A 12,628-nucleotide genomic window follows, 5' to 3' on the forward strand; every position below is an offset into this window, starting at 1 on the left:
CCGCTCAACGAGATCGTCCTCGACTTCTTCGACAAGCTGAAGTCGATCTCCCGCGGCTACGCCTCGCTCGACTACCACCTCGCCGGCTACAAGCCCGACCGCCTGGTGAAGATGGACCTGCTCGTCAACGGCGACCCGATCGACGCGCTCGCCGTGATCGTGCACGAGGACAAGGCGGAGCTGAAGGGGCGCGCGCTCGCGGTGAAGCTCAAGGAGCTCATCCCCCGCCAGCTCTACGAGGTCGCGATCCAGGCGGCGGTCGGGTCGAAGATCCTCTGCCGGACCAACGTGAAGGCGATGGGGAAGAACGTCCTGGCCAAGTGTTACGGCGGCGACATCTCCCGCAAGCGCAAGCTCCTCGAGAAGCAGAAGGAAGGCAAGAAGCGCATGAAGCGCGTCGGGCGGGTGGACATCCCGCAGGACGCGTTCCTGGCGATTCTCAAGGTGGACTGAAGGCCGCTGCGTTATCCTCGCGTCACGCTCGCGAGGGATCGCACCGTGGCTCGAATCGTCGTCGCCCTGTTCCTCTCTTCCACGCTCGCCGCCGCCGCGGAGACGCCCGTCCTGAACGCCGCCAGGGCCGTCGTTCTCGAGAACGTCGCCTGGAAGGTCGGGGACGCGACGCTGCGGATCGAGAAGGGGTGGGCGGCACCGTTCGCCTCGAAGGACGGGAAGCCGCTCGAGGTCGCCTTCGCGGGACGCGCGACGCTCGAGTGCCTCCCCCGCGAACGGGTCGAAGCGAACTACCTCGCGGTCTTCACCGGATCCCCCGCGCTCTCGCTCGAGGTGGACGCGGCCGTGCTCGCGCTCGGCGACCCGGGGGCGGCGGAACGCTTGCTCTCCGGCCCCGTTGCCGCGGACTCCCCCACGGCGCCCGCCGCGGCAGAGTCGTTCGCGCGTGCGTGGCTTGACTCGCCTGAACGGCGCGGGCTCGAGCTGGAGCTGCTTCGGTGGCGTTCGGCGTTCGACGATCCCGTCGTGAATCGCTTTCAGGCCCTGGCCGTTCGAACTCCGCGCTTCGGTACGGTGTACGCCGCCGTCGACCCGGAGTCCGAGGAGCCCTTCCAGCTCGGCCGGTTCGTGCCGCTGCCGCTCGGCGATCACGAACTCGAGATCGCGCGACGCCAGATCGGTCGGGAGCGATGGGACGGACGTTACCTGGATCTCGACGTCCGCGACCTGGGGGACTGGGACCGATGGGTCCGGTATGCACCGCGACTTCCCGGGGGCGGCGTGGACTCCGGCGGCGACGGCTACGACATCGAGGACTACGTCATCGATGCACGCGTGATGCCCGGTGGCGAGACCCTTCGCGGCAAGGCGAGGATGCGGCTCCGCTGGTTGCACGACGGGCTGAAGACGGTTCGCTTCCGGCTCTTCCCGGACCTGAAGGTCGAGTCGGTCCGCGCCGGGGACGGCCGCGAGCTTCCGTTCCGCCAGGTTCGGGGTTCCTTCGCCGTCGCGCTGGCCGAGCCCTCGAGAACCGACTTACCCGCGACGGTCGAGGTGGAGTACGTCGGCGCCGCGCTCGAGAAGGACGCCGCCGGGTACTGGTGGCTGCGTTCCACGGGAGGTTGGTACCCGCAAGGCGGGTCCACGAGGGCGACGTTCGACGTCACGCTGCGTCGACCGAAGCGGCTCGACCTGTTCGCGGCGGGGCGCCGCGTGGACGGCGGCGAGAACGACGGCGAGGCGTGGGAGCGGCGCGTCCTCGACGTGCCCGGGCTCGCCTTCTCCTTCGAGGTCGGGAAGTTCGACGTCCTGACGGACCGCGCGGGAGACGTCGAGTTGACGTTCGCCTTCGGCCGGTCCCCCCGGCCGGTGCCGAACCCCTTGCAGCAGACCGTTGCGACCCACGTGAAGCAGGCCCTGTACGTCTACGAGACCCTGTTCGGCGCCTATCCCTACCCCACGCTCACGTTCGTGACGGTCCCGCGCTACTTCTCGCAGGGTTACCCGGGTTTCATCAGCTTCGCCCACCCGCTCCTCGTCGGGGATCCGCGCTACTCCATCTCGACGGATCGCGGGGAAGCCGTCGAGACGCTCGCCCACGAGCTGGCCCACCAGTGGTGGGGAAACAAGCTCGGCTGGCGCGGCTATCGGGACCAGTGGCTCAGCGAAGCGCTCGCGACGTACGCGTCGACGTGGTTTACCTACGCCCTGTTCCGCGGCGACGAGACGTACCTTCGGGACCGTTGCGGGAAGTGGCACGCCGAGCTCAACGCGATGAGCGACGCGGGCCGCCCGATCGGAATGGTCGGCCCGATGGTCCTCGGCGAGCGCCTCGACTCGAGCCTGGCCCACGCCTACGCCCCGATCGTGTACGGCAAGGGGGTGCTCGTCTTCAATACGCTCGTCCACGAGATCGGCGAGGACGCGTTCCTTCGAATCCTCCGTTCGCTCGCGGACGAGGTCCGCCACGGGACGATCGACTCGTCGAGCTTCTTCCAGGCTATCGAACGGGCCTCCGGGCGGGACCTGGGCCCGTTCATCCGAACGTTCGTCGAGGGAACGCTGCGGCCCCACCTCGACATCGAGAAGGTGGCCGTCGCCGCCGACGGAGGCCGCTGGAAGATCCGGGGCGAAGTCGAGGTCACGGCGAGCCGACAGCCCCGCGTGGTGGCTCGCCTCGACGCGTCGGCGCGCTGGTCGGTCGCCCCGGCCCGCCCGCCTGCCGAGGAACCACTCGAGATTACCCGGCTGGTCGTGCCGTGGGTGGCGCGAACGGGCGAGGGCGAGCCGGCGAAGCGACTCGAAGGCGCCGTGGCGCTTCCCGTCCCGTCGGGGGCGTTCGAGATCGTCGTCGAGCACGAGCCGAAGGAATTCCGCATCAACGCGATGGGCCTCGTCTACGCGGACCGGCGCGACGAATCGACGGCGGCCGGCAAGGACGAGCTCCTTCGTCGCGGGACTCGCCGCGCCCTCGAAGGGCGGGACGAGGAAGCCGAAGCCGATTTCCGGGCCGTCCTCGCGCACCCGCCCGAGCCGGGGCGCGGAGCGGCGCTTCAGGCGCGGTACGCGGACGGCGGAGCGCACGTCGGCCTCGCCCGCGTGGCGCTGGACCGCGGCCGCGACGAGGAGGCGCGCGCGGAGCTGGAGCTCGCGACGGAGGTTCTGGGTGCGGGGCACCGCCACGCGTTCGACGCGGAACGGAACCTGCTCCGCGCGCGACTCGAGCTCCGCTCGGAGGAAGCGGAGGCCGCGTACGCGCGGCTTGCAAAACGCCTCTACCTCCCGTTCCGACAACGCGCGACCGAAACGACGTCCGAGCGGGCCCGGCGGGTCCGGTTCGCCAGCGGCGAGGCGGGAACCGCCGAGTCCTACGCGGTCCTGGCCCTCGCCGCGCGGCTGACGAACCGCCAGGAGGTCGCGGACTTGGCCGCTCAGGAGGCGGTCAAGCGCGGCGCCGATCTCTCCGCGTTCCCTTGGTAGCTATGCCCGCGCACGATCCGCGCTCGACGCTCGCGAGGAGACGAACCATGGCCCTACGGGTCGCCGCCTTTTTCCTTTCGTTCACGCTCGCCGCCGCCGCGGAGCCGCCCGTCCTCGACGCCGCCAGGGCCGTCGTGCTCGAAAACGTCGCCTGGAAGGTCGGGGACGCGACGTTGCGAATCGAGAAGGCCGTCGCAGCACCCTTCGCGTCCTCCGACGGTCCACCGCTCGAGGTCGCGCTCTACGGGAGGGCGACCCTCGAGTGCGCCCCGCGGGAACCGGTCGAAGCGGCCTACCTCGAGGTCTTCACCGGAATGCGCGAGATCCGGCTCGATGGCGACGCCGCGGTGCTGACCACCGCCGACCCCACGCTCGTCGAGCGGCTTCTTCGGGACAAACCCTCGACTGCGGCGGCGGAGGGACTGTCGGGCGCCGAAGCATTCGCGAAGGAATGGCCTGCGTCCCCGGAGTACCGGCGCCTCGGCATCGACCTCGCGCGCTGGCGTTCGCGAGCGGGCGACAGCGGCCTCGCCGGATTCACGGCGGTCGTCGTGCGTACGGGCGCGTTCGGTCGGGTCTACGCGGCGCTCGACCCGGAGGATCTCGAGCCGTTCGCCCTCGGCCGATTCGTTCCGGTACCGATCGGCGACCACGACGCCGACACGTTGCGCCGGGCGATTCAGCGCGAGCGTCATGCGGGCCGGTACCTGGAATTCAACGTCGCCGACGTCGGCGACTGGGATTCGTGGGTCCGGTCCGCTCCGCGCGACGCCGCCGGGGAGCCGGCTCGAGGGGCGGCGGGATTCGACGTCGAGCGATACGAGCTCGACGTCCGCATCCAGAAGGGGGGCGAATTCCTGCGCGGCCTCGCGACGGTGCGGCTGCGCTGGACGGCACCTGCTCGTCGCACGGCCAAGTTCTCGATGTTGTCGGACCTCAAGGCGACCGCGGTGCGGGATGGCAGCGGCACTCCGCTTCCGTTCGTGCAGGTGAGGGGCGTCCTGGCCGTCGCCTTCCCCGCACCCTCGGCGCCGGGAACCCCGGCGGAGCTCTCGATCGACTACCAGGGCGCCGCGCTCGAGAAGGGAGACGGCGGCTACTGGTGGTCTCGGAGCACCAGCGGCTGGTACCCCTCGGGCGGCGACTCCCGCTCCACCTACGACGTCACACTCCGGTGGCCCGAACGGCTCGACCTCGTCGCCTCGGGGAAGCGGATCGACGGCGGGACCGACGGGGACGATCTCTGGGAGCGCCGCGTTCTCGAGACGCCGGGGCTCGCGTTCTCCTTCGAGGTCGGACACTTCGACGTCGTCCGCGAGAAGTATCGCGACGTCGACGTGACCTTCGCGTTCGGTGCCGCACCGGACCCTGTCGCGAAGGACCGGCAGAAGGCCGTCATCGAGACCACGCTCGAGGCCCTGAAGGCCTTCGAGTCGCTCTTCGGCGACTACCCATTCCCGACGCTCACCGTCGTGACCGTGCCGCGGGGGTTCTCGCAGGGATTCCCGGGATTCGTGAGCCTCGCTCACGGGTTGTTCGAAGAGGGCGGCGGCTGGCGAGTCCTCGGGGGCATCCCGTACGACCCGCGGAAGGGAATGGCGATCGCGACCATCGCCCACGAGCTCTCCCATCAGTGGTGGGGCAACAAGGTCGGGTGGTGGAGCTACAGGGACCAGTGGCTCAGCGAGGCGCTCGCGAACTTCTCGGGCACGTGGTTCACGTATTATCGGCTCAATCGCGACGACGAGTACCTGGCAGGTCGCGGATGGATGTGGCGGCAGGGATTCGACGACCTTTCCGACGGCGGCCGGCCGGTCGGCGAGCTGGGTCCCGTTGTGCTGGGAGACCGCCTCGATTCCAGCCTGAGCGACGACGCGTACCGCGTGACCGTCTATGACAAGGGAGCGCTTGTCTTCAACACGCTCGTGCAGGAGATCGGAGAGGCGGACTTCCTCCGCATGCTGCACCTGCTCGCCGACCGGGTGAACCACCGCCGCATCGACACCCCGACGTTCTTCAAGGCGATCGAGCGGATGTCGGGGCTCGACCTGAAGCCGTTCGTGGCGACCTTCGTCGAGGGCACGGTCTATCCCCAGATCGCCGCGCGTCACGAGATCGTCCCCGGGCAGAACGGGGGCTGGCTCGCTCGCGGCGAGGCGACGGTGACCGGGTCGAGCCTCGCGAAAGCGATGTTGCGACGCGACGCCGCAGGGCGATGGGACGTCGCGATCCTCGCGACCGCCCCTCCGCCGCTGGCCGTGACGCGCCTCACGGTGCCGTGGCGCGCCGGGTTCGGGGAAAAATCGGAGGACGTCGCGGACGGCCGCGTCACCCTCCAGGTCCCGTCTGGGACATTCGAAGTCGCCTTCGACCGAAAGCCCACGACGTTCCGCCTCGATCCCATGGGGACCGTGTTCGCCGACTGGAAGTCCGAATCGGGGAGCACCGCCAAGGCGGCCCTCGTGGCGCAAGGCATGCGCGCGACGCTCGGCGGGCGCCACGAGGCGGCTGCCGAGCTGTTCCGGAAAGGGCTCGCCGTGCCTCCGGGCGACGGGAGGGATGCGGCGGACGCCGCCCGCCACGTGGACGGCGGCGCACACGTCGGGTTGGCCCGCGCCGCGCTCGGCCTCGGCAACGACGCGGAGGCGCGGGAGCAGCTCGAGCAGGCGGACAAGCTCCTCACGGGCTGGCTGAGCAACCGCTTCCGCGACGAGCGGGACCTGCTGCGAGCGCGACTCGAAATACGCGCGGGCGATGCCGAGGCCGCCTACGACCGGCTTGCGCGACGGCTCTATCTGCCGTTCCGCCAGAGCGCGGGGGAAACCACCGTCGAACAGGCCCGTCGGGTGAAGTTCTCCGACGGCCGGGTTGGAACCGCGGAGTCGTATGCGGTTCTCGCGCTGGCCGCGAAGCTGACGAAACGCCCCGAGGTTTCGGAGATGGCCGCCGCGGAAGCCGCAAAACGCGGAGCCGACCTCTCCGCGCTCGAGGACGCGGAGCCGGAGCGCGGCCGCTAACCCTTCCGCCTCCCCTCGAACAGCAGGTTCGCGAACGGCGTCCCCGCTCCCATCGGCCGCACGGTGACCTCGAACCCCGCGCGCTCGAGTTTCATGCGCCACGCGGTCGCGGTACGCCAATGAAACCGTTGCGACAGGTCGCCCCGCGCGATCGCGGCGAAACGCTCGCCCAGGCGCACCGCCCAGAACGGCCACCCCGCCGCCGCATCGGCCTCGCGCAGGAGCAGCAGGCCCCCATCCGACAGCGCGGCCGACGCGCGGTCGATCAGCCGGTCCTGCTCCGCCTCGTCGAGGTAGTGCAGGACGTCGAGGATCGTCACGACCGAACACTCCGGGATCGCGACCTCCCCGGCGTGGCCTCGCACGATCGTCGCGTCGCCGCGCAGCGCCGTCCGGGCGACCGTCGCGGCGGCCTCGCGCGGCTCGATGCCGTGGAGCTCGAGCCGGTGCCCCGTGACGCCGCGCGCCTCGGCGAGCAGCGCCAGGAGGATGCCCCGGCCGCACCCGACGTCCACGAGACGGCCCTGCGTCGGAAGCGCCACGGACTCGACGATCCCCCGGTAGAGCGGATCCCCGGCGAGCTTGCCCTTCACGAAATGGAAGTCGAAGCGCCCCGCCGACGCGTAGCGCGCGGCGGCCCGGTCGACGACCTCGGGGGGAAGCGCGGTCACGGCAGCGGCACCGCGCGAAGCCCCGCGCGATCGATCGCGTCGAGCACGCGCGGGAGCGCGTCGAGGACGACGCGATGCCCGGGGCCGTCGTGCAGGACCAACACGTCCCCGGCACGCAATCCCCGCGTGAGCCGCGCGGCGACCCGCGAGGCGTTGGTGTCGACGGCGTCGAAGCCGCGACGCGTCCACGAGGCGAGGGAGATCCCGCGCCGTCGCAGCTGCGGATCGAGCCACGGCGGGCGAAGCCCGGCGGGTGCCCGGAACCAACGCGGCGCGCGCCCCGCGAGCGCCCCGATCTCGCGCTGCGCGCGATCGATCTCGCGCCCGACGGCTCCGGGAGGGAGCACCGAGAAGGCGTGCGAGTGGCTCCACGTGTGGTTCTCGACGCGATGCCCCCGCCGCACGATCGCGCGCACGACCTCCGGGTGCGCGACCGCGCGCGCGCCGACGAGGAAGAACGAGGCGCGCGCGCCGCGCGCTTCGAGCAGGTCGAGCACGCGCGGGGTCACGTCGGGGTCGGGACCGTCGTCGAACGAGACCGCGACCTCGCCCCGCGCCGCCGCGTCGGGCCCGAGCCGCACGAGGTTGTCGCCGAGAAGGCGGCTGCGCGGCCAGAGCGCCGCGCCGTAGATCGCGGCGTGGTCGGCGACGCAGGCCGCGACGACCCACGGCCAGCTCGACGGCGCGAGCGCGACCGTCGCGAGCCCCGCCGCGTGCAGCGCCGCGGACGCCTTCAGCAGCGCGGTCACGCGAGCGCGCTCAGCGCGGCGCGGTCGAGCTTGCCGCGTTCGGTGCGCGGGAGCTCCTCGACGAGCACGACGCTGCGGGGGACCTTGTGGGGGCTCAGTCGCTCGCGGCAGCGGGCGAGGAGCGTCTCGCGGTCCACGGCGCCGGGCTCGCACGCGACGACCGCCCGCAACACGTCCCCGTCGCCGATCACGACGACCTCACGCACGCCGTCGCAGGCCGCGATCACCGCCTCCACCTCGCGGGGGTGGACCTTGCGGCCGCGGACGCTGATCACGTCGTCCCGGCCGAGCAGGCGCCACTCCCCGTCGGCGGTCCGCTCCGCGGCGTCGCGGGTCCGGTACACGCCGCCGGAGACCGCGGCGGAGGCGACGACGACGGTCCCCGACTCGGGATCGAGGGTGACGCGCACGCCGTCCATGGGTGTTCCCACCGTGCCGCGCTCCCCCGCGCCGCCGAGCCGGTCGTAGCAGATCCCGCCCGTCTCGCTCGAGCCGTAGAAGACGTGCACGGGAAGGCCGAAACGCTCGCGGAAGCGGCGCGCCGTCGCGGGGTCGAGCGGGGCCCCCGCCGTGAGCACGAGGCGCACGGATCGCGGCGGAGGCGGAGGGGATTCGAGCCGGACGAGCGCCTGGAGGAACGCCGGCACGGTCGGGAAGACCGTCGCGCGCCACCGCTCGGCCGCCTCGAGCGCCGCCCACGGCCCCGCCCCCGGATCCGGGAGGACGGCGGGGCAGCCGCGCGTGAGGACGGGGACCGCGACGCTCGACAGTCCGTAGGAGTGGGACATCGGGATCGCGCCGAGGATCCGGTCCGCCGCCCCGATCCCCATCGTCGAGGCGATCTGCGCCTCGTCGGCGACGAGGTTCGCGGCGGTGGCCTCCACCCCGCGGGGCTCGCCGGTCGATCCCGAGGTCAGCTTCAGCGCCGCGATCCCAGGGTACGCGCGCGGTCTCCCCTCGCACGCTCGCCACGACCACGTCCCGCGCCACGAGAGCACCGCGCTCGCGCCGAGGCGATCGGCGACGCGCGCGACCTCCGCCCCGGGCATGCGCGCATCCGCGAGGATCGCGGCGAGCCCGGCACGGCGCAGCGCGAGGAACCCCGCGAGGAACGGGACGCCGTCCGGGGCCTGCAGGACGGCCGCCCCGGAGCGCGACGCGGAATCGACAGCCTCCCGCGCCTCGCGCGCCGCTGCGTCGAGCACGTCCCGCGAGATCTCCCGCTCGGGTCCGAGCACGGCGGGGGCGCCGGCGTCGGCGCGCCGCAGGGCGTCGAAGGCGTGCACGAGGACGTCGGTCATCGTCGCAAATCCGCGTGTTATATTGCGTCTCTCTCGCCGAACGGCGCGGAACCGCAATCTAACATGAGCCACGGCCCCGAACTTCGACTCCGGATCAAGGAACTCATCGTCGAGAGCCTCCGCTTCGACGGGATGGACCCCGCCTCGATCGAGGACGACGCGCCGCTCATGGGCGAAGGACTCGGCCTCGATTCGGTCGACGCGCTCGAGTTGATGGTCGCCCTCGAGAAGGAGTTCGGCGTCAAGCTCGAGAACGCCGAGGTCGGCCGCGCGGTCCTGAAGTCGGTCTCCACCCTCGCGGCCTTCATCGCCGAGCGTCGAGCGGCCGTGGGGAAGCCGGGTGAGGCCTGAGTCGACGGTCGTCGTCACCGGACTGGGCGCGGTAACCGCCCTCGGGGGATCGGCCGGCTCCACCTGGCGCGGCCTCCGGGCGGGACGCACCGCCATCGCCCCGTTCTCCCGCTTCGACGCCGCGCCGTTCCGGACGCACCTCGCCGGAGAGGCCGATGTCCCCGCAGGGGAATCGGACCTCCGTGCGGAGCGACTGACACTCGCGGATCGCTTCGCGCTCGCCGCGACGCGCGAGGCGCTCGAACAGTCCGGCCTCGACCTTCACGCGGCGCGGGCGACCCTCGGCGTCTTCTTCGGAAGCTCGACGGGCGGGATGTGGGAAACCGAGGTCTTTTTCGAGCGCGCCCTCGCCTCGGAGATGCGCCGGCTGCGCGCCGATCTTCTCGCGCAGCAGCAGTACAACGCCCCGGGCGACGCGGTCGCGCGGCGGTTCGGGGCCGAGGGCCCGGTCGAAACGGTCTCGGCCGCGTGCGCGTCGGGATCGATGGCGCTCGGGATGGCGCTCCACGCCCTCAGGCGCGGCGACTGCGACGTCGCGATCGCCGGCGCCGCGGACTCCCTCTGCCGCATCACCTACGGCGGATTCAACGCGCTGCGTTCGGTGGACCCCGAGCCCTGCGCGCCGTTCCGCGCGCGGCGACAGGGGCTTTCGATCGGCGAGGGCGCGGGCGTGGTCGTGCTCGAGCGACGCGAGGCGGCGTTGTCCCGAGGTGCCTTGCCCCTCGCGGAGCTGTGCGGCGCGGCGTGGTCCTGCGACGCGCACCACATGACCGCGCCTGCGCCGGACGGGTCCGGCGCGGCGCGCGCCCTGCGCTCGGCCCTCGCGGATGCGGGGGTCGGCGCCGAGGCGCTCGACTTCGTCAACGCCCACGGAACGGGGACCCCCCTCAACGACGCCGCCGAGGCACGCGCGATCCGCGAGGTGCTGGGCGACCGCGTCCTCCTCGTGCCCGTCGTGTCGACGAAGTCGATGGTGGGGCACCTCCTCGGCGCGGCCGGCGCCGTCGAGGCGGTGGTGACGATCCTCTGTCTCGCCGAGCGCGAGGTCCATCCGATGCCCTCCGCCGGCGCGATCGACGCCGAGATCGGGCTCGAGCTGGTGATCGGGACGCCGCGTGCGCTGCCGCACGCGCGCTTCGCGGCTTCGCTGAACCTCGCCTTCGGCGGCGCGAACGCCGCACTCGTGCTCGCCCGCGCCGACGCGAGGGGCTGACGGTGGCATCGGTCGTCACGGGAATCGGCCATGTCGGCGCCTCGGGGCTCGGGCTCGACGCGATCCGGCGCGCCCTCACGGAAGGCACGCCGCGCCCGGCGGTGGTCGACGCCTCCGCCGGCTGGCACGTTCCCGGGTCCGCGCGCACCGCGCTCCTCTGCGCGGAGGCGAACCTGACCCCGTGGGTGTCCCCGGCCGCGGCGCGGCGGATGAGCCGCCCCTCCCGCCTCGCCGTCGCCGCCGCGCGGATGGCCCTCGAGTCGGCGACCGCCGGGTGCGAGCCGGACGGCGTCGTGTTGGCGACCGCCTTCGGCCCGGCGGCGTTCACCGAGAAGCTGCTCCGCGAGATCCTCGCCGATCCCGAGACCGCCTCGCCGTTCCTGTTCACCGAATGCGTCGCGAACGCCCCGACCGCCGAGGTCGCGATCGCCCTCGCGGCCCGTGGGACGAACTGGACGATCACGCAGCGCGAAGCCGGCCCGTTGCTCGCCCTCGCCCGCGCGGCATCGGAGATCGACGAAGGCCGGGCGAGGGCGGTCGTCGCCGGCGCGGTCGAGGAGATGACGCCGATGCTGCACGGCGTTCTCGACCGGTTCCGTGCCCTCGCGAGGCCCACCCCGGACGGCGAGGCCGCACGTCCCTTCGACGCCCGCCGGAACGGGTTCCTCGTCGCCGAAGGCGCGACGATGTTCCTGGTGGAGGACGAACACGACGCCACCCGCCGCGGCGCGCGGCCGCTCGCCCGCGTGATCGCGAGCGGCGCCGCCTTCGATCCGACGGCCACGCCGGGAACGTGGGGAAGGAACGGAGCCGGGCTCGGGCGCGCGATGCGACGCTCGCTCGAGCGAGCGGGGATCGACCGGACGACGATCGGCGCCGTCGTCTCGGGTGCGTCGGGAGCGGTGGACGGGGATCGCGCGGAAGCGGAGGCGCTGGGCGCGATGTTCGAGGGGACGGCCGTTCCCCCGGTCCTCGCCCCCAAGGCGGTCGTGGGAGAGTTCGCGGGAGCGTATCTCGCGGCGCCGTTCCTCGCCGTCGAACCGTCGACCTTCCCGGCCACCCCGGGTTTCCGTACCCCGGATCCGGCCCTGGGCGTCGTCCCGTGGCAGGGGGGCCCGATCTCCGCCTCGCGCGTCCTCGTCACCGGGCTGGCGTCGGGGGGCGCCGCCGCCTGGGTCGTCCTGGAGCGTCCGTGATCGCGCGGGTCGCCGCGGCGATCCCGGCGTACCAGGCTGCGGCCACGGTCGCCGCCGTCGTGACCGGTACGCGGCCGCTCGTGGCCGAGCTCATCGTGGTGGACGACGGTTCGACCGACGGCACGGGGAATGCCGCCCGCGCCGCCGGGGCCGAGGTGCTCGTGCACGCGAGCAACCTCGGCAAGGGGCGGGCGCTGCGGACGGCGTTCGACGCGCTCTTCGCGCGGGGCGCCGACGCCGTCGTGACCCTCGACGCGGACGGGCAACATCGCCCCGACCAGATCCCCAGACTGATCGACGGCGCCTCGGGGGGAGCCGACCTCGTGCTCGGGACGCGCGACCACGTCTTCTCCGCCATGTCCCCGGTGCGGCGGGCGAGCAATCGGGTTTCGTCGTTCGTGATCTCGGCGGTCGCCGGCGTGCAGCTGCGCGACATCCAGACGGGCTTCCGCCTCTACACCCGCAGGCTCGTCGACGCGTGCGGCTTTCCCGAGCCGCGTTTCGAGGCGGAGAGCGCGGTGATCATCCGCGCGGCGCGACGGGGCCTCCGGATCGAGATCGTTCCCGTGAGGATGGACCTCGTCGACGGCCGCGCGACGAGCCACTACCGCCCGCTCGTGGACAGCCTGCGCATCGCGTTCGCCGTCGCGAAAGCCCGGCTCGAGCCTGCGGCGGAGCACCCGCGGGAGCGTCCCTGA

The 12,628-nt window shown here is 72.6% G+C and carries 10 protein-coding genes; 7 read left to right on the forward strand and 3 right to left on the reverse strand.

Annotated features, from left to right (window positions below):
* The 3 genes from VF139_10275 to VF139_10285 form a co-directional block, all read left to right on the forward strand.
* Positions 1–453: elongation factor 4 (locus VF139_10275; protein ID HEX6851776.1), on the forward strand; the 453-nt coding region annotated here is incomplete at its 5' end.
* Between the two features lie 45 nt (positions 454–498).
* Positions 499–3,432 carry a M1 family aminopeptidase gene (locus tag VF139_10280; GenBank protein ID HEX6851777.1) on the forward strand — a complete coding sequence of 978 codons (2,934 nt, stop codon included), beginning with the start codon at positions 499–501 and terminating at the stop codon, positions 3,430–3,432.
* Between the two features lie 47 nt (positions 3,433–3,479).
* Entirely contained in the window at positions 3,480–6,449 is a 2,970-nt protein-coding gene (locus VF139_10285) for a M1 family aminopeptidase (GenBank protein ID HEX6851778.1), read from the forward strand.
* Here VF139_10285 and VF139_10290 read toward each other — a convergent pair.
* The 3 genes from VF139_10290 to VF139_10300 are packed head-to-tail and all read right to left on the reverse strand — an operon-like array spanning position 6,446 to position 9,170.
* Positions 6,446–7,120 (reverse strand): methyltransferase domain-containing protein, encoded by a 675-nt coding sequence (locus tag VF139_10290; protein HEX6851779.1) that lies wholly within the window; start codon positions 7,118–7,120, stop codon positions 6,446–6,448. The genes VF139_10285 and VF139_10290 overlap by 4 nt on opposite strands.
* Entirely contained in the window at positions 7,117–7,869 is a 753-nt protein-coding gene (locus tag VF139_10295; protein ID HEX6851780.1) for a polysaccharide deacetylase family protein, read from the reverse strand. Before VF139_10295 ends, VF139_10290 begins: the two co-directional genes overlap by 4 nt.
* Complete coding sequence (locus VF139_10300; GenBank protein HEX6851781.1) at positions 7,866–9,170, reverse strand: fatty acid--CoA ligase family protein; 1,305 nt, start codon at positions 9,168–9,170, stop codon at positions 7,866–7,868. The genes VF139_10295 and VF139_10300 overlap by 4 nt, the downstream gene beginning before the upstream one ends.
* 63 nt (positions 9,171–9,233) lie before the next feature.
* Here VF139_10300 and VF139_10305 point away from each other — a divergent pair, with 63 nt between their 5' ends.
* Genes VF139_10305 through VF139_10320 form a run of 4 tightly spaced genes read left to right on the forward strand, consistent with a single transcriptional unit; the run spans position 9,234 to position 12,628 of the window.
* Positions 9,234–9,521, forward strand: coding sequence for a phosphopantetheine-binding protein (locus VF139_10305; GenBank protein HEX6851782.1), 288 nt, complete (start codon positions 9,234–9,236; stop codon positions 9,519–9,521).
* On the forward strand, positions 9,511–10,734 hold the full coding sequence (locus tag VF139_10310) for a beta-ketoacyl-[acyl-carrier-protein] synthase family protein (protein ID HEX6851783.1): 1,224 nt from the start codon (positions 9,511–9,513) through the stop codon (positions 10,732–10,734). Before VF139_10305 ends, VF139_10310 begins: the two co-directional genes overlap by 11 nt.
* A 2-nt stretch (positions 10,735–10,736) precedes the next feature.
* Entirely contained in the window at positions 10,737–11,930 is a 1,194-nt protein-coding gene (locus VF139_10315) for a beta-ketoacyl synthase N-terminal-like domain-containing protein (GenBank protein HEX6851784.1), read from the forward strand.
* Entirely contained in the window at positions 11,927–12,628 is a 702-nt protein-coding gene (locus tag VF139_10320; GenBank protein HEX6851785.1) for a glycosyltransferase family 2 protein, read from the forward strand. The genes VF139_10315 and VF139_10320 overlap by 4 nt, the downstream gene beginning before the upstream one ends.

It is taken from the genome of Candidatus Polarisedimenticolaceae bacterium, assembly GCA_036376135.1.
Classification (GTDB): domain Bacteria; phylum Acidobacteriota; class Polarisedimenticolia; order Polarisedimenticolales; family DASRJG01; genus DASVAW01.

Excerpts from the sequence above, each read along its gene's own strand:
- VF139_10305 (HEX6851782.1), top strand. The coding sequence starts at position 9,234 with ATGAGCCACGGCCCCGAACTTCGACTCCGGATCAAGGAACTCATCGTC.
- VF139_10300 (HEX6851781.1), bottom strand. The coding sequence starts at position 9,170 with ATGACCGACGTCCTCGTGCACGCCTTCGACGCCCTGCGGCGCGCCGAC.
- VF139_10285 (HEX6851778.1), top strand. The coding sequence starts at position 3,480 with ATGGCCCTACGGGTCGCCGCCTTTTTCCTTTCGTTCACGCTCGCCGCC.